A 21006-nucleotide genomic window follows, 5' to 3' on the forward strand; every position below is an offset into this window, starting at 1 on the left:
AAAGGGGTCCGGACCTCTTGGCCCGAACCCCTCCCCCAAGTCAAACGCGAAGCGCCGGGTCTCAGGCGTCCTTGCGCTCCAGAAGCGCGCGGATCAGCGGCTCGTCGACCTTGCCGGTCGCCTCGAGGCCGGCCTTGCCCTGGAACTGGCGGATCGCCGCTTCGGTCCGGGCGCCGACCTTGCCGTCCGGCTGGCCGGGATCGTAGCCGAGCTTGATCAGGATCGCCTGGACGTTGCGGATGGCGCGGCTCATGTCGACCGAGGCCGTACGGCCGGCGGTCTCGGACCAGTCGTCCGGGATCTCGACCGTGTTGGCGGTCTCGACGCGCGGCTGCGCGCTCCAGCTGGCGATTTCGGTATCGAGCGCCTGACGCTGCTCGGGCGACATGGTCTTGCCGACCTCCTGCATCTTGGCGGCGGCGTCCTTGTCGCCCGCCGATGCCACGATGCCGAACCAGCGGTAGGACTTGGCGAGGTCCTGCTCGACGCCGGCACCGCGGGCAAACAGGATGCCGAGGTTGTACTGGCTGTCGCGCATGCCGTGGTCGGCGGCCTGGATGAACCACTTGGCGGCGTTCGCCGGCTCCGACTTGCCGTCGATCCCGGTGGCATAGAGCACCGCGAGGTTGTGCATGGCGCGCACATTGCCCTGCTCGGCGGCCAGGAGATACCAGTCGCGAGCCGTGGCCGCGTTGCGCTCCACGCCGTTGCCCTTCTCGTAGAGCGTGCCGAGGCTGTACTGCGCCGGCGCGAAGCCGCGCGTCGCGGACTGGGCGAACCAGGCGAGCGCCGCTGCGGGATCGCTCGGCGCGTTGCGCCCTTCCATCACGCGCAGGCCGATCTCGAAAAGGGCCTTCGGGTCCTCGGCGCTGACCGCCTTGGCGAGCGCCTCGGACGCGATGCCTTGGGGCAGCGCGGGCATGGCGCCACGGGCCGCTTCGGGAAGCTGCTGGCGCACCGAGGCGAGAAGCGCGCCCGGCTCGACGGCAGCAGGCGACGCCACCGCGGTCTCGACGAGCGGCGCGGGGCTCGGCTCGGCGACCGACGTCTGCGAGGGGACATCGACCATGTCCGGACGAGCCGGCGCGGTTTCCGCGAAGCCCTGCGGGATCGCCGGGGCGGCGGGAGCCTCCGCGACGGCGGGACCGGTTTCCGTCATCGACGGCATCTCGGCAGGCATGGGCTGGCGAGCGAGGGCGGCGACATCCACCGGCTCGGACGATACCGCGGATGTCTCGGGCACGGCGACCGGTGCGGGTGCGGCGGCAACGGTGGCGGTCTCGCCGAGACCGACAGCGGCCTCCTGCTTCGGCGACAGACGATCGATGCCGAACGGCACGGCCATCAGGGCCAGAAGCACGGCGCCGACGCCCATCAGGATCGGCTTGCGGCGGTTGGCGGCCGGCTTGCCGGCCAGATCCTCGCCGCGCTCCTCGCGCTCGCGCAGGGCCTCCGCCTCGGCCGCGGCGGCCATGGCGGCCTTGCGGGCGGCGGCGATGAAGTCGGCCTTCGCCATCGGCTCGGGCGCCGGCTCCTCGCCGCGCTGCTGCTGGCGGACGCGCTCGATGAGGGCGGCGATGTCGGGCGCGCCGGAGCCCGGCTCCAGCGGGCGGTTGGCCTCGCGCGAGATCAGGCTGTCGGCCGGGTCGAGCTCGGGCGCCTCGAGAACCGCAGCCTTAGGCTCGTCGGCCTCCGACGAGGGGGCATCGACCGAGGTCGACTCCTCGACGATCGGGGTCGGGCGGATGCGCTCGGCAAGGCTCGGCACGGCGCTGGCGTCGGCCTTCGTGCGCGCGGTCCGGCGTCCGATATGGCGCTGGAGCGCGGCGCGCAGGCCCTTGGGCTCCTCGTCCGCCGCCGCGTCGGCCGCAGCCGCGCGCTCGGCGAAGACCGGCGCGTCGGACGCGGCGACGATCTCCGCGGCCGGCGGCGTCACCGAAACCGGAGCCTCGGCGATCGGGGCGGTCTCGATCGTGGCGGGACGCAGCATCGGGGCCGCCGCACGCTCGACCGGCTGGCCGCGCATTTCCTGCTCGATCAGGGTGAGACGCTCGACGATCTTCAGAAGCGTCGCATGGACCGCGTCGAACACGCCGAAGGTGCGCTCGTCGCTCTCGCGGCACAGGGCCTCGAGGTTGCGCATGTCCTGCGCGAGTTCCTGGACGAAGCCGGTCTCGCGACGCGCGTCCTCGACCCTCATGCGCCGCACAGCCTCTTCGGCCGCCGCACGGGCCGCGGCGACGACGTTGTCGCGGTTCTCGTCGAGCTGGCGCTCGATCGCATCGAGACGCTGGCTGACGGCGCCGGCATCCTCCACCGACGCACCCGGCACGCCGGCCAGGATCTGCGTCATGCGGGTGATCTGCGTTTCCAGGGCGACGATGACCTCGGGGTCGACGACGCGCGCCGAAGCGGAGTCCTCGAGACGCTGTGCGATCGCCGTCAGGCGCTCTTCGAAGGCCGCCGTGTCGGCACCGCCGGTGCGGCGGAACAGGGTCTCGACGCGCTCGGCCAGCGTGTCGATCCGCTCGCCGAGATCGGACGTGGGCGCGGCCGCGCCGATGTCCTCGACGCGCTCGGCCAGCGCCGCGATCTGCGACGACAGGGCTTCGACGCCGCGCTGGTCGGCCAGCTTGTCGATCCGGCCGGTGAGGTCGGCGACGCGCGCCTCGATGCGCTCCACCGGCGCCATGTCGATCTGCGCGACCGCTGGGGCGGGCTGGCTGGCGAGCGCCGCAGCGATCTCGTCGAGGCGCTCCTCGAGAAGGGCGAAATGCGACAGGTCGGGCTCGCGCACCTCCTGCGTCAGGATCTCGATGCTCTGGGCAAGCGCGGCGACGCGCATTTCGAGCTGGTCGATCTGCAGGATTTCGGGCATGCGCATGAGCGCGTGCTCGATCTCGCGCATCCGCTCGCCGAGACGGCTGACGCCGGCCTCCAGCTCACCGATGTCGAGACGCTCGGCGAGCGCCTCGAAGCGGGCGTCCATCGCCTCCTGGCCATTCTCGGCGACGATCGCGTCGAGCTTCTCGCGCAGGCCGTCAAGCTCGGTGCGTAGGACGTTGGCGACCGACTCCTCGGCCTGCACGCGGGCGGTATCGAGGTAACGGGCCTCGAACTCCTCCCAGCGCTGCTGGACCGCGAGCACCTGGTCTTCCGTGGCGAGCGAACGCAGCGAGGTGCGCAGGCGCTCCAGTTCGACCTTCAGGTTGCGCTTGGCTTCGGCGTCAAGCGACATGTGCTCGGAGATGCGCGTCTCGAACGCGTCCCAGCGGCGCTTGACGGCCTCGAGCGACTCCTCGCGAGCCATCTGCCCGACCATCAGGGCGACCGCGTCGAGATCACCGCGCAGCGCCTCGAGCGACGCCTGGTCGGCGGTGCCGGCGGTCAGCTCGGTCAGCTGCTCCATGATCTCGAAGATCTCGGCGCCGATGCTCTCGGGCGCGTCGCGCTCGGAGATCATGCGCTTCAACTCGGCGAACGAAGTCTGGAGATCGCGGATGCGCTCGTCGGTGTCGGTGCCGATGCGGCTCTGGATGTCGCCGCGCAGAAGGGTCAGCTCGGCCGCCAGATCCTTGATCAGCGCGATCGAGGCATTCTGCATCTGCAGCTGCTCGACCTCGGCAGCGATGGTGCCGATGCGACGGCCGGCGGCGGCCCGGCGATGCGGCTCGTCCGCCTCGGAGGCGAGCACGCTTTCGACGGCAACGTTGGATACGGCGGCGGTCAGCGAGGGACGGCGGGCACGGCGCGCCTCGGCCGCGACGCGCAGCTTCTCACCGGCCGATCGGGTCGCGGTGGCCTCCGCCGGCTCCTCGGCCGGCGCGGCCGCGGCCGTCTTGGTGGACGACAGACGACTCAACCGCTGCTCCAGATCTTCCAGCGTCTTGCTGAGCGACGAGAACGACCCGTCCGACGCCGCCGGCGCATCCTCGGGACGCTGCCTCACCTTCGCTTCGTTCTGCCCCATGTCCCGCTCCTTCCGCCGCCCGCCGCCGCCTGCCTGCGGGCACGACCGCTCTGCCTGAGTTCACGACCGCGCGGCTTAACGAAGGGTTAAGCAGTGGTCCTCTGGTTAAGGATTTAAAAACCTAACCGGGAGCGAGGCTGGATTTGGACCCGTCGCGCCTTGTCGATCCGGCGCCTGCACCGATAAATATTTTTCATGCGGCAGGCTTACGAAATCATGGTCGCGATGAAGTACACTCGTGTGTTATGGGCGGGTGATGAGTGAGACATCATGAAACATCCGAAGTCGGACGATCCGAACGACGAGACAGAAGCCGGTCTGAGCATCGAAACCCTTCTGGGCTATGGCTCCGAGGGTTCAAGCGAGGTCGGGGACAGCTTCCGCATCGGCGATCTTGCCCGCGAGTTCGGAGTGTCGCTGCGTACCCTGAGGTTCTATGAGGACCGGGGGCTCCTCCAGCCCGAGCGACAGGGCACGACGCGAATCTATTCGCGCCGCGACCGCATGCGCCTGCGGCTCGTGCTGACGGCCAAGCTTCTCGGCTTCTCGCTGACCGAGGCCAAGCAGATCATCGACGTCTACCACCAGCCGAACGGAGCGCGAAAGCAGCTCGAGGTGGCGCTCCAGCGCATGGCCGAGCAGAAGGTCGTGCTTCAGGATCAAAGGCAGGAGATCGACCGGTCGCTCGAGGCGATGGACGTCGCTCTCGACGTGGTCAGCGAACGACTGCAGAAGATGCTGGACGAGAAGTAGCAGCGTCGCGGCCGACCCGGATCAAGCCTTTCGTGAAGGAATGATGAAGATTTTGCACGAATTGCCGTGCAACTTCGACGGGGGACCTATGCGCCGGAAGGGGTAGCTGCTCATATCGCGATGCAGCATATATGTCTCAGGGAGCCCGAGAAAGCAGTCCCGAGAGGTTAGCATGTTGAACGTCCGCACCGAACGTACCGGGTCCTTCCCGACGCAGATCGGCGCCACCGCCCGCCGTCCGGGAGCCGACCGCGCCCGTCCGTCCAGCCGCTTCGCCCATGGTACTGCCCGTCCGATGTATCTGGAGTCCGAGCCGACGATCCACATGATCTCGCGCCGCGGCTCGATGTTCGAGGCGAGCGCACCGCAGCGTCCCTGACCGGCGGCGCGAGGCTCGCCTCGCTCTCCCATGCGAAATTGAAAGGGCTCGGCAGATTGCCGGGCCTTTTGTCGTTCGAAGGCTCGCTGCGGCTTCCCGCCCCTCCCCGTCCGATCAAAGCGCTCCGGCGCGGTTGCGGCAGAGATGCAGCGTGACCCACTCGCCGCGCCGCAGCGTCTGCCGGTGGAACAGGCCCTGAATACGATAGGCGGACAGGACCGCATCGCGCTGCCGGTCGAGGATCCCCGACAGGACGACGTCGCCGTCGTCGGAAAGATGCCGCGCCACCTGCGGGGCGAGTTGCATCAGCGGCCCGGCGAGGATGTTGGCGATCACGAGATCGAAGGGCGCCGAGCGCCGGAAGGCCGGCGAGCCGAAGCCGGTGGCTGTCGCCGTCTCGACATAACGCGCGACGCCGTTGGCCCGTACGTTGTCGCGCGCGACGGCGATCGCGACCGGGTCGATGTCGGTCGCCAGCACGGGACGCCGCGCCAGCTTGGCGAAGGCGATCGCCAGCACGGCGCTGCCGGTGCCAAGATCCAGCGCGTTGCGCGGCCGGCGGCGACGCACCACGGTCTCGATCATCGTGAGGCAGCCGGCGGTTGTGCCATGGTGGCCGGTGCCGAAAGCCTGTCCCGCCTCGATCTCGATCGCCAGGTCGTTGGGCAGCACCTTGTGTCGATCGTGCGCCCCATGCACCAGGAAGCGCCCCGCGCGAACCGGCTTGAGCCCGGCCAGCACCTCGGCCATCCAGTCGATCTCCGGCAGGTCCTCGCGCTCCGGCTCGAAGTCGGCGAACGCTTCCCGGACGGCGTCGAGGTCCACAGTCTCGGCATCCTCGAAATAGACGGACACCTCGAAGATTTGGGCGGCCTCGTCGATCTCGGTCAGCGCGACGGGCGAGCCCTCCTCGCCGAACCGCTGGTCGAGCCGGTCATAAAGCGCCTCGGCGGGCGGGCGCTCGGAGCGCGCATGGAAACGGACCTGACCCAACACGACCTCACTTCTCGAAAATGAACCGGCGGCCGGACCGCCCACCCCGTCACAGCGTGACGAGCCGCTCCAGCTTGCCCCGCGCGGTGTCGGGGTTCTCGCCGTAGGCGATGGTGCCGACGAAGCGCCCCGCCCTGTCGAGAAGGATCACGGATGCGGTGTGATCCATCGTGTAGTCGTCGCCCTGCGGCACCTTCTTGGAATAGGCGCCGTAGCCCTTCAGCATCGCCGCGACGTCCTCCGGCTTGCCAGTGACGGCGGTGATGTCCGGCGACAGGGCGCCGACATAGGTCTTCAGGATCTCCGGCGTGTCGCGCTCGGGATCGACCGTCACGAACACGATGCCGAGATCCTTGCCCTTCTCCTTCAGCGCCTTCTGATAGCCGCTCAGTTCATAGAGCGTCGTCGGGCAGACGTCGGGGCAATGGGTGAAGCCGAAGAACAAGGCGGTCGGGCGGCTGCGCAGCGCCGCCTCGGTGACCGGCGCACCGTTCTGGTCGACCAGCGAAAAGCTGGTGCCGAAGGGCGCGGCATCCGACACCTCCTGCATCTCGGCCCGGCCGAAGGCCCAGACGAGAACCAAAAGCGCCAGCACCGCCGCCACAAGGAACCACAGCGCGTAGCGCAGCACCGGCAGTCGGCGTCGGCTGGGGCCAGGGGTCGGATCGGTCATCGCATTGCTCCTTCGATGCGGTCTCGGATACAGGATTGATCCGCCGCATCCAAGGCCGCGGCAGAACACGGACCGAGGGCGGAATGAAGGACGGCGAGCCGGCGAGCGACGATCTGCGGTTCCGGCCCGACGAGCCGCGCATCCATCCGAGCGCCGAACTGAAGCAGACGCGCCTTGGCCGCCATTGCGACATCGGTCCGCGCGTCGTGCTGCGCGACGTCGCGATCGGCAACTACACCTATTTTGAGCGCGGCGGCGAAGCGACGCACGCCGTGATCGGCAAGTTCTGCTCGATCGCCGCGCACGTGCGCATCAATGCGCTGGAACACCCCGTCGAGCGCGTGACCACCCACAAGATCAGCTACCGGCCGAACGAGTATTTCCGCTGGCAAGGCGTCGACGAGCAGTTCCGCGAGCGTCGCCTCGCACGCCGCGTCGAGATCGGCCACGATGTCTGGATCGGCCACGGGGCGGTGATCCTGCCCGGCGTCTCGATCGGGACCGGGGCCGTGATCGGCGCGTCCGCGGTGGTTAGCCGAGACGTCGAACCCTACACGATCGTCGCCGGCGTTCCCGCCCGCGTGCTGCGAGCGCGCTTTTCGCCCGAGGTCGCGGCAGGCTTCCAAAGGCTCGCCTGGTGGGACTGGCCGAAGGAAAAGCTGTTCGAGGCTGTGGCCGACATGCAGACGCTGTCGCCCGAGGCTTTCTTAGATCGGTGGGACTCCACCGAAAGTTGAGCAAGGCCGACGAATTGCACTTGCCAACGCAACCCTCGGAATGACAAGGACACGGCATTACGCAACCTATGGTTGGTGTCGCGCGTGCCGAAGGACAGCAACGAGACCTATTGGGCGTCGCGGATCGACGAGGACGAACCTCAAGCTCCGCTCGTCTCGCTCCTGGTTCCCTGCTTCAACGAGGAGGAGGTGCTGCCGCTTTTTCTCGAGCGCATGCAACCGATCCTTCGGGCCTTGCCAGGGCTGCGGCACGAGATCGTCTTCGTCAACGACGGCAGCACGGATGGAACGCTTGCCTTCCTGATCGGGCAGACGCTGCGCGATCCGTCGATCCGCGTCGTCGACCTGTCGCGCAACTTCGGCAAGGAAGCGGCGCTGTCGGCGGGCCTGACCGAGGCGCGCGGCGACGCCGTCGTTCCGTTCGACGCCGACCTGCAAGACCCGCCCGAAGTGATCCCGCGCCTCGTCGAGCGGTGGCGCGAGGGGTTCGAGGTGGTGATCGCGCGGCGCGTCGACCGGTCCTGCGACGGCTTTCTGAAGCGCGAGACCGCGAACGCCTTCTATCGCCTCCACGGCCGGATGACCGACATCGACCTGCCGGAGAATGCCGGCGACTTCCGCCTGATGGACCGCCGCGTCGTCGACGCGCTGAACGCGATGCCGGAAAGCTGCCGCTTCATGAAGGGCCTGTTCGCCTGGGCCGGCTTCCGCACTGCCTGCGTCGATTATGTCCGTCAGCCCAGGGCGGCGGGCCGCAGCAAGTTCTCCGGCTGGAAGCTCTGGAACTTAGCGCTCGAAGGCATCACCAGCTTCTCGACCCTGCCGCTGCGGATCTGGACCTATGCCGGCTTCGTCGTGGCGGCCGGCGCGTTGGTCTATGCGCTCGCCGTCGCCGTTCGCACGCTGGTCCTCGGCGTCGACGTGCCGGGCTACGCGTCGCTCACCGTCCTGATCCTCCTGTTCGGCGGCCTGCAGATGATCGGCATGGGCATGATCGGCGAGTATATCGGCCGCATCTACATGGAGTCGAAGCGCCGCCCCCTCTACTTCGTGCGCGCTCGCTTCGGCGGCGAGCCTTCGAGCGAGCGCTCGTGACGGCGATGGACCGGTCGCTTCGGCGCTTCTTCGCCTACGCGCTGGTCGGCGGCGCCGGCACGACCGCGCACTACGGACTCTTCCTCGGCCTCCTGTCGCTCACGGCCCCGGTGCTTCTTGCCTCCTGCGCCGGATATGTTCTCGGGGCCGTCGTGAACTACTGGCTGAACCGCTCCGTCACCTTCGCCTCGCAGCATCCGCATCGCGAGGCGGCCCCCCGATTTCTTGCCGTTGCGGCGTTCGGCCTCGTCCTCAACCTGTCGATCGTCACGCTGCTGGTCGGCTGGGCGCGCTGGCAGCCGCTGTCCGCCCAGATCGCTGCGACCGCCTTCTGCCTCTTTGCCACCTACGCGCTCAACGCCCGCTGGTCTTTCGCGACGGCGATCGGCCAGCCCAAGACCTGAAGGCTCATCGTGTCTGCCCTCTTCGACTTACGCGTGCGCGGTCAGCGACTTGCAGCAAGCCATCCGCAAAGCGCGGCTGTCCTTGTGCTGGCCATAGCTCTTCCCATCGTACTCGTTCTGGCGATGCTTGCGCTCACGCCGCTCGGCCACTGGCAGATGGACGAGCTTCTGATGATGAGGGCCTTTCGCGACAGGGGATTGTCCGCACTTTTCGGTCGATTCACGAGTTGGAGCCCCCGCCCGCTCTCGGAGACGCTGCTCTACGTCTATTCCTCCGTCGTCCACGCGACCGGGCGGCAATTGACGGGCACGTTTCTCCTCTGCCTCTGGAGCCTTCTGATCCTCGCCTGTCTCGCGCCGGCGGCGCTGATTCGGACGAGTGATCCCGTCGCGCGCCGGGCGGCTCTACTGGTCGCCCTGACGGTTCTCGCCCTTTTCCTGTCCGGGCACCCGGTGGCGGAAGTGTTCTACTGGTCGCAGGCGGCTGCGGCCTACATCCCGTCCATCGCCCTGATCGCGGCTCCCCTGCTGTGCCTCGTTTTGGCCGGGCATCGAACCGGTCGCCTCGATGGGCTGGTCGCAGGCTGCGTCTCGCTGGCGGCGATGGCCTCGGAGGTCGGCGCCTTCTTCGCGGTCGCCTTCGGCGCGGCAGGCCTTCTGCTTTCCGTCGGCGGACGCTGGCGCGACACGGGCGCACTTGCGGTGCGCCGGCGGGACGCGATGTTTCTCGCCCCGCTGCTTGCCGGCCTGACCATCCTGTTCATGCTGGCGAACGCGAGGTTCGGAAGCGAGGCCGAGATCTTCGACGCGACCATTGCGCGCCACCCCCTGCCCAGCATCGGATGGTCGCTGTCGACCTTCCCCGCCGACGCGCTGTCAATCGACCTCGGACCATCCACACCGCAAGGGTTCGCGCTCGGTCTCGTATCCCGCGCAGCGCTTCTCGTCCTTTGCATCCTCGCCTTTTCACGCATCCCTGGCACCGAGCAATCTGGCCTGCGCCTCGTCGTCGCGTGCTTCGCGCTCGCGGCTCTGGCGAGCGCCCTGTTCTCGCTCTTCGCTGCCTATTACCAGTTCGGCGTGAACTGCTGCGAGCGTCATCAGACCATCCGTTCGCAACTGGTCGTCGTGGCGCTGGTCGCCATCGGCTGGTTGCTCGCATGGTCTCCTTGGGCCGTGCCGCTTCGGCGCCGGGGCGTCGCCTGGATGGCCGTCGCATCGGTCGTCGCGGTGGCGAGCAGTGCCGCCCATATGCCGGCCGCGATCGCCCATGACATTGCTCGATACGGCGAGATCCTGCAGGCGCGCGCAGCCAACTGGCAAGACGCGCTGTCGCCCGATCCCGAGATGAAACTGCGCCTGTCGCATCGCGGCGAAATCATCGGGAGTATTTACGCTCCCGCAGGCGATTTTCGTGACGAAGACGCAACGCCCCGGCCTCTGCGGGCCATGATGCAATATTTCAGCAAGTCCCGGATCGTCGCCGAATAAGCTGAACAGCTCTGCAGCTTTCGAAGTTGTGATCGTCCCGCGCCCTCATCGCTGGGGCGAATCCTTTCCAGCCCTCAACCCGGCCTCCTATATGAGACCGCAGGATAGACGGCAGACCGGAAGGAAACGACCCGATGGGCACCTCGGCCAAGACGCGCGGGCTCGCTCTCATGAGCGTGCTGGCGTTGACCTTTTCGCTTGCGGCGATCGACTACGCTGAGGCGCGGCGCGGCGGCAGCTTCGGCAGCCGGGGCGCGCGCACCTATCAGTCCGCACCGGCCACCAATACCGCGCCTGCGGCGGCTCCGGTCCAGCGTTCGATGACCTCGCCGAGCGCGGCCGCTCCAGCCGCCGGCGCGGCTGCGGCGGCGCGTCCGGGCGCGCGCTCGGGCCTGTTCGGCGGCGGCTTCGGTGGCGCGCTGATGCGCGGCCTCGTGATCGGCGGCCTGTTCGGCCTCCTGATGGGCACCGGCTTCGGCGGCTTGGCCGGCATGCTCGGCCTGCTGGTCCAGGCGCTGCTGATCGGTCTCGTGGTCTGGTTCGTGATCCGCCTGTTCCGTCGCCGCTCGGCAGGCCAGACGGCGATGGCCGGCGGGCGCCCGAACGAGATGGGCAATCGCTCGATGTACGAAGGCCTCGGCCAGCGCGCCCCGCAAGGGGGTCAGGCCGCCGGCGCGCGTGGCTATGCCGGCGCGCAGGCCGCCGCCCCGACCGGGGCTCCGGGCGTCGATCAGCTTCGCATCACTGCGGCCGACCTCGATATCTTCGAGAACCGCCTCCAGACGTTGCAGGACGCGTTCAGCCGCGAGGATTACGCCAAGCTGCGCGAGATCACGACGCCGGAGGTCGCCTCCTACCTGTCCGAGGAACTGGCGACCAACGCCTCGAAGGGCATCCGCGTCGAAGCGCGCGACGTGACGCTGCTGCAGGGCGACGTGGCGGAAAGCTGGAAGGAAGGCTCGCGCGAATACGCGACCGTCGCCATGCGATACTCGATGGTCGAGACCGTGCGCGACCGCGAAACGGGTGCGATCCGCGAAGGCGGCGGCGCACCGGTCGAGTCCACCGAAGTCTGGACTTTCCTGCGCGACTTCAAGGACGAGTGGAAGCTCTCGGCCATCCAGTAAGCCTGAGCCCTTCCAACACGTCATCGAACGAGGCCCGTCGGTTCATCGGAACCGGCGGGCTTTTCGTTTGGGGGAGCGTTCGGTCAGGCGGCGCCGCGCATCGGCGAAGAGAGGACGGCCGCCAGCACCCGCTCGATGTCCGGCGTCAGCCCGACCACGGCGGAGAGATCGCCGAGCCGCAATGCGGCGCGGTGCTTGCAGTCGGCGCGAAAGCGCGAGGCCGGACAGGTGCAGGCGAGGCGCAGCTGTCCTCGTGCGTTCGGTATCGCTTCGATCTCGTAAGGGGTGCCGCGGCTTCCGGCGACGCGGAAGCGAAGCTGGCCAGGCGTCGTCACGCCACGTGCCGCCATGGCACGCGCAGCGACCCCGCCCTTGCGCGGCGCCGCATCGGCCGTCACCGTGCGCGCGAGACCCATCGTGGCGGCAAGGTGCTTTACGTCCACCGCGCCCGCCGCGCGAACGCCCTCCAGCGCGATCGCCGCGCAGGCAAAGGCGTCCTCCCCCGCGTCGTGGTGGCGGAACCCGATGCCGAACTTCGTCGCCAGCGCCGAGAGCTTGCGGCTCGGCTCGTCCGGCCAGAGCCGGCGCGCCATCGAGACGGTGCAGAACGAGCGGAACGCCGGCAGGTCAAGCCCGAACCGCGCGGCCGAACGCTTGAGGACGTTCATGTCGAACGAGGCGTTGTGCGCCAGCACCAGCGCGCCGTCGAAGACGTCGGAGATTTCGTCCCACACGTCAGCGAAGCTCGGCGCGTCCATCACGTCCTCCGGCCGAATGCCGTGGACGCGGATGTTGCCCCAGTCGAAGCGCATCTCCGGCGGCCGGATCAGCGTGTGGAACCGCCGCGTGATCCGGTCGCCTTCCACGAAGGCGAGGCCGATCGCACAGGCGCTGTCGGGGCTCTGGTTGGCGGTCTCGAAATCGAGGGCGACGACGGTCATGGCATTCCGGGCGGATGGGATGCCCGGTTGAATCAGGCTTCCCCGATCAGCGCAAGCCAGTCGTCCTCGGAGATCACCTTGACGCCATGCTTCTGGGCGTCGGTCAGTTTGGAGCCGGCACCGGGTCCGGCGACCACGAGGTCGGTTTTCTTCGACACCGATCCGGACACCTTCGCCCCCAGCGCTTCCGCCCGATCCTTGGCCTCGGAGCGCGTCATCTTCTCCAGGGTGCCGGTGAAGACCACCGTCTTGCCGTTGACGGGCGAGGACGCCGGCGGCGAAGCTGCCCGCTCGTTGGTGGTCGAAACGCTGGCCTTCAGCAGCGCCCCGACCGCCTCGCGGTTGTGCAGCTCGGCGAAGAAGTGGATCAACGACAGCGTCGCGACCGTGCCGATGTCGCTGTCGCGCGTGAGCCGGAGGAACGCCTCGCCCGGACCGCCCGCCTTGGCGCGGCGAAGGGCCTCGACGAACCCGTCGCCCTCCTCGCCGTAGCGCTCGCGCAGGACCACGCGCTGGTTCGCCTTGAGACTCAGATCCGCGTCGCGCAGCGGCTTCCAGTCGAAGTCGGCGAGCTTGGCGTCGTCCACCGCCATCAGGCGTTCGAACGTCGTCCCGCCGATGGTGCGCAGCGCGCTGAGCTCGGCCCAATCCTCGCCCGGTTGCCCATCGCGCGCAGCATCGATGCCCGCGACCAGCGTGGGCACGTCGTCGAAATGCCGTGCCAGCGCCTTGGCGGAGCTTTCCCCGATCTCGGGGATGCCGAGCGCGAAGATGAAGCGGTCGAGCGACACGGTCTTGCGTGCGTCGATCGCGGCAAGAAGATTGTCGATCGCCTTCGAGGTCTCCGCCTTCTTGGCGGGTTTGGCCGGCTCGGCCTTTCCCTCGGCCTGCCGGCGAGCCTCGGAGAGCGCCCGGCGTCGCGCCTCGATCGCCTCGCGCAGCGGCTCGAACTCGAGCCGGAAGATGTCCGCCGGCTGGCGCAGAAGGCCGGCGTCGAACAGCTCCTCGACGAAGGTCTCGCCCAGGCCCTCGATATCGAAGGCATTGCGCGAGACGAAGTGTTTCAGCCCCTCCTTGGCCTGGGCGGGACACGTCATCGCGGCGGTGCAGCGGCGCACGGAGTCGAGCCGTCCCGTGCGCGGGTTGATCTCGCGCTCGGCCTTCGAGCCGCAGACCGGGCAGTGGTCGGGATAGCGGAAGGGCTGTGCATCCGCCGGCCGCTTCTCGATGACAACGTCCACCACCTGCGGGATCACGTCGCCCGCGCGCTGGATCACCACCGTGTCGCCGATGCGCACGTCGCGCCCGCCACGGATCGGCTGGCCGTCGGCATCGCGCCCGGCCACGTAGTCCTCGTTGTGCAGCGTCACGTTGGAGACGACGACGCCGCCGACCGTCACCGGCGTCAGCTTGGCGAGCGGGGCGAGCTTGCCGGTGCGCCCGACATTGATGACGATCTCCTCGACGGTGGTCGTCGCCTGCTCGGCGGAGAACTTGTGCGCGATCGCCCAGCGCGGCGCACGCGAGACGAAGCCGAGCTCGCGCTGCTGGTCGAGGTCGTCAACCTTGTAGACCACGCCGTCGATGTCGTAGCCGAGCCGTGCACGCGCCGTCTCGATGCGTCGGTAGTGCTCGATGAGGCCGTCCACAGTGTCGAGCCGCCGCATCAGTGGTTCGCCCTGCCCGAACTGCGGAACGGTGTTGGTCTGGAAGCCCATGTCCTGCAGCGCCGCGACGACCGCACTCTGCGTCTCCCCCGGTAGTTCGCTCGTCTCGCCCCACGCATAGGCGAAGAAGCGCAGCGGCCGCGATTTCGTTACCTTGGGGTCCTTCTGGCGCAGCGACCCGGCAGCGGCGTTGCGCGGGTTGGCGAACTGGCGCGCGGCCTTCGCCCCTTCCCCCTCGCCCGCTTCGGCGACGAGCCGGGCGTTGAGGGCGGCAAAGTCGGCATGGGTCATGTAGACCTCGCCCCGCACCTCGAAGACGTCCGGCGCAAAGCCCTTCAGCCGATCCGGAATGTCGTCCAGCGTGCGCGCGTTGGCGGTCACGTCCTCGCCCACCTGCCCGTCGCCGCGCGTTGCGGCCGAAACGAGCCGACCCTTCTCGTAACGCAGCGACAGCGACAGTCCGTCGATCTTCGGCTCGGCCGTGATGGCGAGCCTTGCGTCGTCGCCGAGCCCCAGGAACCGCCGAACGCGCCGCGCGAAATCGGCGACGTCCTCGTCGGAAAAGGCGTTGTCGAGCGAGAGCATCGGCACGGCGTGCCGGATCTTGGCGAACTTCGCGGAGGGCGCGGCGCCGACTTTTCGCGAGGGTGAGTCGCTGCGCACGAGATCGGGGAAACGCGCCTCGAGCGCCGCGTTGCGCTTGCGCAGCGCGTCGTACTCGGCGTCGGTGACGGTCGGTGCGTCGTCCTCGTAGTAGCGCCGGTCGTGCTCGGCCATCTCCAGAGCCAGCCGCTCGAGCTCGGCTGCGGCCTCATCGGGGGTCATCGCATCAAGGGCGGGACGGTCGGACATGGGCTGGCTCGACTGAAACGGGGACGCTGAGGCGGGTACACCGATTCTGGGGCAGCCCGCGCGAAAATCCCGTATCTGCAGCCGGCTGTCAGCCGGCGTGGCCGATCAGCCGCGCGGCCGCCGCGCGGGCCTCGTCGGTCACGATGTCGCCGGCCAGCATCCGCGCGATCTCCTCGCGACGGGCGGATACGTCGATCGTCGCGACACGCGTCGACAGGCGCTCGTCGCCGGCCACGGTCTCCGCCTTCGAGATCAGGAGATGCGTCGTCGCCCGCGCCGCGACCTGGGGCGCATGCGTCACCGACAGGACCTGCACGCGCGAGGCCAGGCGCGCGAGGCGCCGACCGATCGCATCCGCCACCGCGCCGCCGACGCCGGTGTCGATCTCGTCGAAGACGAGCGTGGGTGCCGAGCCGCGATCGGCGAGCACAACCTTCAGGGCCAGAAGGAAGCGCGACAGCTCGCCGCCGGAGGCGACTTTCATCATTGGACCGGCACGTGTGCCCGGGTTCGTACGCACCCAGAACTCGGCCGTGTCGATACCGGCGCCGGTGCGGGCCGAGGGGTCGGTCGCGATCTCGACGATGAAGGCGGCGCGTTCCAGCTTCATGTCGGGCAACTCGCCCATCACCGCCTCTTCCAGATGCCGCTTGGTCTCGTGCCGCTTCACCGAAAGATCGGCCGCGAGGCGGTCGAAGGTGTCGCGACGGGCGGCGACGTCGGCTTCCAGATGGCCGAGCCGCTCTTCGCCGGCGTCGAGCTCGGCAAGGTCGCCCACCATCTTCGCCGTCAGGTCGGCGAGATCGTCCACCGGTACGTTGTACTTGCGGCCCGCCGCGCGCAGCGCGAACAGGCGCTCCTCGCATTTTTCCAGCGCGCGCGGATCAAACTCCAGGGTGCGCAGCGCACCCTGAAGGCTCATCTGCGCATCCGACAGCGCGTCGAGCCCGGCCTCCAGCCGCTCGATCGCCTCGTCGAGCAGACCCGGCAGTTCGTCCTTCTTGCGATCGAGCCGCCGCAGGAGGCTGCCAAGGCCCGGGATCGGCGACGCAGGCCCCGACAGTTCCTCGTGCGCGTCGTTGACGTCGGTCGCGATCTTCTCGGAGCGCATCATTCGCTGGCGCTCTTCGGCCAGTTGCTCCTCCTCGCCGGCGATCGGCGAGAGTTCGGACAACTCCTCCACCGAAGCGCGGAGATAGTCGGCCTCGCGGGCGGCGGCCTCGACGCGGGCGCGGTGGCGGTTGAGCTCGCCCTCCGCCTTGCGCCAGTCGTCGAAGGCGCGCGAGACGGCCATCGCCTCCAGCGTCAGACCGCCGTACTCGTCGAGAAGCAGCCGGTGCGCTTCCGGATCGACCAGCGCGCGGTCGTCGTGCTGGCCGTGGATCTCGACCAGTGTCGCACCCACCTCCTTCATCAGACCGACGCTCGACGGCCGGTCGTTGATGAAGACGCGCGTGCGCCCGTCGGCGCTCTGGACGCGGCGCAGGATCAGGTCGCCGTCATCGTCGAAGCCATTGTCGGTGAGGAGTCGCCGAGCCGGATGGGCCGCCGGCAGGTCGAAGACGGCGGAGACCTCACCCTGCTTAGAGCCGTGACGCACCAGCCCGCCGTCGCCGCGCCCGCCGAGCGCGAGCGACAGGGCGTCGAGCAGGATCGACTTGCCGGCGCCGGTCTCGCCGGTGAGCACCGACAGACCGTCGTTCAACGCGAGGTCGAGCCGGTCGATGAGGACGATGTCGCGGATCGAAAGGTGAACAAGCATGCGCGAGAAGGGCTAGACCGGCTGAGGAAGAATGGCAATCGGCAGCGCCGAAGATATGGATGCGAGCCGGTGAAGAGAAGGGCGGACGACCCTTGCGGCAGGCGTCGGAAACGAAAAAAGGCCGGGCAGAGCCGGCCTTTTCCTACGTCTTTCGTCCTGCGATTAGCCGCGAGCGGGCGGCGCCAGCACCGTGGCATCGGCCTGCGCCCGCGTCGCCGTCGGCGAGCGGTCCGCGCCGGTGATGAGCCGCGTCGCGTTGGAGAACCAGGAGGTTCCGCTGCCGCTGCGGGGTTGCAGGCCGTTGCTCTGAAGGAGCGCGTAGGAGTCGCGATACCACTCCGACTCCGGGAAGTTCTGGCCGAGCACCGACGCGGAAGCCTGCGCTTCCTGGGTGAGGCCCATCGCGTAGTAGGTTTCGGTGAGGCGCGCGAGCGCTTCCTCGACGTGACGCGTGCCCGGATAGGTGTCCACGACGTTCTTGAAGCGGTTGATCGCGGCGATGTACTCGCGGCGTTCCTGATAGTAGCGCCCGACCTGCATCTCCTTGCCGGCGAGCTGGTCGCGTGCGATGCGCAGCTTCGTGCGGGCGTCCTCGGCATATTCGGAGTCGGGATAGCGGTCGACGACCTCCTGCATCGCCTGCACGGCGCGCGCGGTGTCGGTCTGATCGCGCGTCACGTCCGGCATCTGGCGATAGTAGGACAGGCCGATTATGTACTGCGCGTAGGCCGCGTCCTCCGAACCCGGATAAAGCGACAGGTAGCGGCGCGCCGATGCGACCGCCTCGTCATAGTCGCCGGTGCGGTAGCTCGCGAAGGCGCGCATCACGAGCGCCTTGCGGGCGAATTCGGAATAGGGATGCTGGCGGTCGATCGCCTCGAACTTGGCGGCGGCTTCCTTCAGCCGGCCGTTCTCGAGATTGGCGAGGCCTTGGTTGTAGAGTGCGTCGGCCGGCTCGGTCTGCGAGGCGAGCGCGAGGGCGTCGATATCGGTGTCCTTCGAGGACATGCACCCCGAGAGAAGAAGGCCCGACGCGGCGACGGCCAGTGCCATCGGCACGACCGGAAAGCGGCCGGACAGCGGCATCTTGATTCCCATCGAACTGGTTCCCCCTGGCTTCCCCGGACCGGCATGAACGGACCGGGCGGGACATCTTCCTAGCCAACGTCCCGCATCGCGACAACGCTTCACGACAGGCCAAGGCGCCTTTTTTAAGACTTTCGGAATGTTTGGGACGTTTCGGCCGTCCATTCGGGCTGGGCCCGCGATGGAGCCGCCCTCACCCGGCGGCCGCCACGGGCCGCACGGGTCGAAACCGCCCAGATCAGAGAACCTGGGGACCCAGCGCCGGCACGGCGATCGCCGCCATGCCCGCCTGACGCAGCGGCTCGGCGCGGCGTCCGTTGCCCTCGACGAAGGCATGGGCCGAAGGGTCGGCCAGAAGCGCCTGGAGCGCCATGGCGTTGAGGCGGTGGCCGCCCTTGTAGGAGCGGTAGCAGCCGAGGACGCGAGCCCCGGCCAGCGCCTGGTCGCCCACGGCATCGAGCGTCTTGTGACGGACGAACTCGTCGGGGTAGCGCAGGCCGGCCGGGTTGATCACCCGGTCGTCGTCACCGATCACGACGGAGTTCTCGAGCGAGGAGCCGAGCGCGTGGCCCGACGCCCAGAGACGCTCGACGTCCTTCATGAAGCCGAAGGTGCGGGCGCGGGCGAGTTCGTCGCGGAAGAGGCTCGGGCTGAGGTCGGCGCAGAAACGCTGACGTCCGATCGCGGCGGTGGCGAAGTCGATCTCGACCTCGAACCGCGTACCTTCGTGCGGGTGGTATTCGGCAAAGCCACCGTTCAGCTCGACGCGGACGGACTTCAGGACCTTGATGAAGCGGCGCGGCGCGCGCTGGGCGACCAGCCCGGCCGCCTCGATGGCGCGCACGAACATGTCCGAGCCGCCGTCCATGATCGGGATCTCGTTGCCGTCGATCTGGACCACGACATTGTCGACGTCCATGGCGTAGAGCGCGGCCATGATGTGTTCGATCGTCGCCACATGCGCGCCACGACGATCGCCCACGATCGTCGAAAGGTCAGTGGAGGTCACATTGCCGGAGACGGCGCGGATTTCGTGAACGAGGCCGGACGCCTCGAAGACGTGGAACACGATGCCGGTGTCGGGCTCGGCCGGGTGCAGGGACAGTTCGACCAGCGTACCGCTGTGAACGCCCACGCCCTCGAAACCGATGCGCGCTCCGATCGTGTGCTGACTGACCACGTGTTACTCTTCCTTATGCCGGCCTGCCGCGCGCCAGATGATCGCGTCGGCGGCAGGAAAACTCTTCCCGGCTTCCGGAAGATCCCGCATGGGAACCCGTAGGCGAACGCGAAGTGTCTGAAACTGTCACAAAATTTAGGTCTGGGACGAATTGAGGCCAAATCACGCTTTCTTACCCGATGTTACCGGAAAGCGTCTTAAAGTTTCATTTAGCATAGCGAAATCAGGGCGTTAACGGAAACGGCCCGCCTTCTTGCGAAGGCGGGCCGCACCAAACCGCGGTGAGTTTGTGACCGTCAGTTCGACTGGCGGCGCAGGAACGCCGGGATTTCCAGCTGGTCTTCCTCGCTCGGCTGGCGAACCTGGCTCTGCGGACGGGCTGCGGAGTCGGCCGCCTGGCGGCGCGGCGCATAGGGGCTGGTCTCGGCCGGACGGCGCGGCGCGACGGGGCGGACGGGGTCGGCAAGCACCGCCTCGTCTTCCTCGCGGCGCGACAGTCCGGTCGTCAGGCGACGCAGGAGGCCCATGGGGCCGCGCTCGTCGCCCGAGACGTCCACAGCGCCGGCACGACGCTCGATCTCGGCCTGCACCACCGGCGGGAAGTCCTCGACGCGGGGCATGCGGGCCTGCGCGGGCTGCTGCACGGGCTGGCGCGGCGCCGGGGCGCGCGGGGCGACCTGGGCGATCTCGGCCTCGAGGGCGGCGGTGAAGTCGTCCTCGATGTCGGCCATCGCCGGGGCCGGCTGGTAGGCGACGGGCGCCGCGACTGGCGCCTGAGCGACCGGCGCGGGGGCCTGCACCATCGGGGCGGGCTGAGCGACCTGCACCGGAGCCGGGGCCGGCTGGAAGGCCGGGCGGGCGGCGAGCGCGGCGGCGGCGCGTGCCTCGGCGGCGTGGCCGTAGACCTCCATCGCGGCCTTGTCGATGCCGGTGGCGACGACCGACACGCGGATCACGCCTTCCAGGCTCTCGTCGAAGGTCGCGCCGAGGATGATGTTGGCATCCTGGTCGACTTCCTCGCGGATGCGGGTCGCGGCCTCGTCCACCTCGAAGAGCGTGAGGTCACGGCCGCCGGTGATGGAGATGAGGAGGCCCTTGGCGCCCTTCATCGAGGTCTCGTCGAGGAGCGGATTGGCGATCGCGGCCTCGGCGGCGGCCATCGCACGGCCCTCGCCGGACGCCTCGCCCGTGCCCATCATCGCCTTGCCCATCTCGCGCATCACCGAACGCACGTCGGCGAAGTCGAGGTTGATCAGGCCTTCCTTGACCATCAGGTCGGTGATGCAGGCGACGCCCGAGTAGAGCACCTGGTCGGCCATGCCGAAGGCATCGGCGAAGGTGGTCTTGTCGTTGGCGATACGGAAGAGGTTCTGGTTCGGAATGACGATCAGCGTATCGACGTTCTTCTGCAGCTCCTCGATGCCCTGCTCGGCAATGCGCAGGCGGCGCTGCCCCTCGAAGTGGAACGGCTTGGTGACGACGCCGACCGTCAGGATGCCCTTCTCGCGCGCCGCACGGGCGACGACCGGGGCCGCGCCGGTGCCGGTGCCGCCGCCCATGCCGGCGGTGACGAAGCACATGTGCGAACCGAGGAGGTGATCGCAGATCTCGTCGAGCGACTCTTCGGCGGCCGCGCGGCCGACCTCAGGCTGCGAACCGGCGCCCAGACCCTCGGTGACGGCGACGCCCATCTGGATCACCCGCTCGGCGCGCGAGGAGCGGAGCGCCTGCGCATCGGTGTTGGCGATCACGAACTCGACGCCCTCAAGACCGGCGTTGATCATGTTGTTGACGGCGTTGCAGCCGCCGCCGCCCACACCGAACACGGTGATCCGCGGCTTCAGCTCGGTGATGTCCGGCTTCTGAAGGGTGATGCTCATCGTGGTTTCCCTTTGT

General features: G+C 68.6%; 16 protein-coding genes. 7 read left to right on the forward strand and 9 right to left on the reverse strand.

Translation table 11 applies throughout. The features are described 5' to 3' along the window. Window positions 1-61: 61 nt before the first annotated feature. On the reverse strand, window positions 62-3970 hold the full coding sequence (locus tag BM175_RS01845; RefSeq protein WP_090958410.1) for a peptidoglycan-binding protein: 3909 nt from the start codon (window positions 3968-3970) through the stop codon (window positions 62-64). A 270-nt stretch (window positions 3971-4240) separates the two neighbouring features. Here BM175_RS01845 and BM175_RS01850 point away from each other — a divergent pair, with 270 nt between their 5' ends. Beyond that, window positions 4241-4723 carry a MerR family transcriptional regulator gene (locus tag BM175_RS01850; protein WP_090958412.1) on the forward strand — a complete coding sequence of 161 codons (483 nt, stop codon included), beginning with the start codon at window positions 4241-4243 and terminating at the stop codon, window positions 4721-4723. Between the two features lie 172 nt (window positions 4724-4895). After that, entirely contained in the window at window positions 4896-5102 is a 207-nt protein-coding gene (locus BM175_RS01855) for a hypothetical protein (RefSeq protein ID WP_055888443.1), read from the forward strand. A gap of 114 nt (window positions 5103-5216) precedes the next feature. On the opposite strand, the gene BM175_RS01860 is transcribed toward BM175_RS01855, so the two are convergent. Together BM175_RS01860 and BM175_RS01865 are read right to left on the reverse strand one after the other, a co-directional pair. Further along, window positions 5217-6095 carry a 50S ribosomal protein L11 methyltransferase gene (locus BM175_RS01860; protein ID WP_090958415.1) on the reverse strand — a complete coding sequence of 293 codons (879 nt, stop codon included), beginning with the start codon at window positions 6093-6095 and terminating at the stop codon, window positions 5217-5219. A gap of 49 nt (window positions 6096-6144) precedes the next feature. Further along, complete coding sequence (locus BM175_RS01865) at window positions 6145-6768, reverse strand: SCO family protein (protein ID WP_090958418.1); 624 nt, start codon at window positions 6766-6768, stop codon at window positions 6145-6147. Window positions 6769-6851: 83 nt separating this feature from the next. Between BM175_RS01865 and BM175_RS01870 the strand changes: the two genes are divergently transcribed. The 5 genes from BM175_RS01870 to BM175_RS01890 all read left to right on the forward strand — a co-directional run bounded on the left by BM175_RS01870 (window position 6852) and on the right by BM175_RS01890 (window position 11622). Continuing rightward, window positions 6852-7505 carry an LbetaH domain-containing protein gene (locus tag BM175_RS01870; RefSeq protein WP_090958419.1) on the forward strand — a complete coding sequence of 218 codons (654 nt, stop codon included), beginning with the start codon at window positions 6852-6854 and terminating at the stop codon, window positions 7503-7505. Window positions 7506-7589: 84 nt separating this feature from the next. Continuing rightward, entirely contained in the window at window positions 7590-8600 is a 1011-nt protein-coding gene (locus BM175_RS01875) for a glycosyltransferase family 2 protein (RefSeq protein ID WP_244545824.1), read from the forward strand. 5 nt (window positions 8601-8605) lie between these two features. After that, window positions 8606-9004, forward strand: coding sequence for a GtrA family protein (locus BM175_RS01880; RefSeq protein WP_139224549.1), 399 nt, complete (start codon window positions 8606-8608; stop codon window positions 9002-9004). A gap of 123 nt (window positions 9005-9127) precedes the next feature. Beyond that, window positions 9128-10495 (forward strand): hypothetical protein, encoded by a 1368-nt coding sequence (locus tag BM175_RS01885; protein ID WP_139224550.1) that lies wholly within the window; start codon window positions 9128-9130, stop codon window positions 10493-10495. Between the two features lie 134 nt (window positions 10496-10629). Then, on the forward strand, window positions 10630-11622 hold the full coding sequence (locus tag BM175_RS01890) for a Tim44 domain-containing protein (protein WP_090958425.1): 993 nt from the start codon (window positions 10630-10632) through the stop codon (window positions 11620-11622). Window positions 11623-11705: 83 nt separating this feature from the next. Here the strand turns inward: BM175_RS01890 and BM175_RS01895 are convergent, their stop codons facing one another. From BM175_RS01895 to ftsZ, 6 genes are all read right to left on the reverse strand, one after another. Next, entirely contained in the window at window positions 11706-12563 is an 858-nt protein-coding gene (locus BM175_RS01895) for a 3'-5' exonuclease (protein WP_090958427.1), read from the reverse strand. A gap of 32 nt (window positions 12564-12595) precedes the next feature. Further along, a complete protein-coding gene (gene ligA, locus BM175_RS01900) occupies window positions 12596-15082 on the reverse strand; it encodes an NAD-dependent DNA ligase LigA (RefSeq protein WP_090958430.1) in 2487 nt (828 codons plus the stop codon). A gap of 88 nt (window positions 15083-15170) precedes the next feature. Continuing rightward, on the reverse strand, window positions 15171-16844 hold the full coding sequence (gene recN / locus BM175_RS01905; RefSeq protein WP_090958433.1) for a DNA repair protein RecN: 1674 nt from the start codon (window positions 16842-16844) through the stop codon (window positions 15171-15173). Between the two features lie 162 nt (window positions 16845-17006). Further along, complete coding sequence (locus tag BM175_RS01910; protein WP_090958436.1) at window positions 17007-17942, reverse strand: outer membrane protein assembly factor BamD; 936 nt, start codon at window positions 17940-17942, stop codon at window positions 17007-17009. A gap of 226 nt (window positions 17943-18168) precedes the next feature. Then, the gene (gene lpxC, locus BM175_RS01915; RefSeq protein ID WP_090958439.1) at window positions 18169-19110 is read right to left on the reverse strand and encodes a UDP-3-O-acyl-N-acetylglucosamine deacetylase; all 942 of its coding nucleotides are present in this window, start codon (window positions 19108-19110) and stop codon (window positions 18169-18171) included. Between the two features lie 296 nt (window positions 19111-19406). Beyond that, a complete protein-coding gene (ftsZ, locus tag BM175_RS01920; RefSeq protein ID WP_090958442.1) occupies window positions 19407-20990 on the reverse strand; it encodes a cell division protein FtsZ in 1584 nt (527 codons plus the stop codon). Between the last annotated feature and the right edge of the window lie 16 nt (window positions 20991-21006).

It is taken from the genome of Aureimonas phyllosphaerae (genome assembly GCF_900113065.1).
Classification (GTDB): domain Bacteria; phylum Pseudomonadota; class Alphaproteobacteria; order Rhizobiales; family Rhizobiaceae; genus Aureimonas; species Aureimonas phyllosphaerae.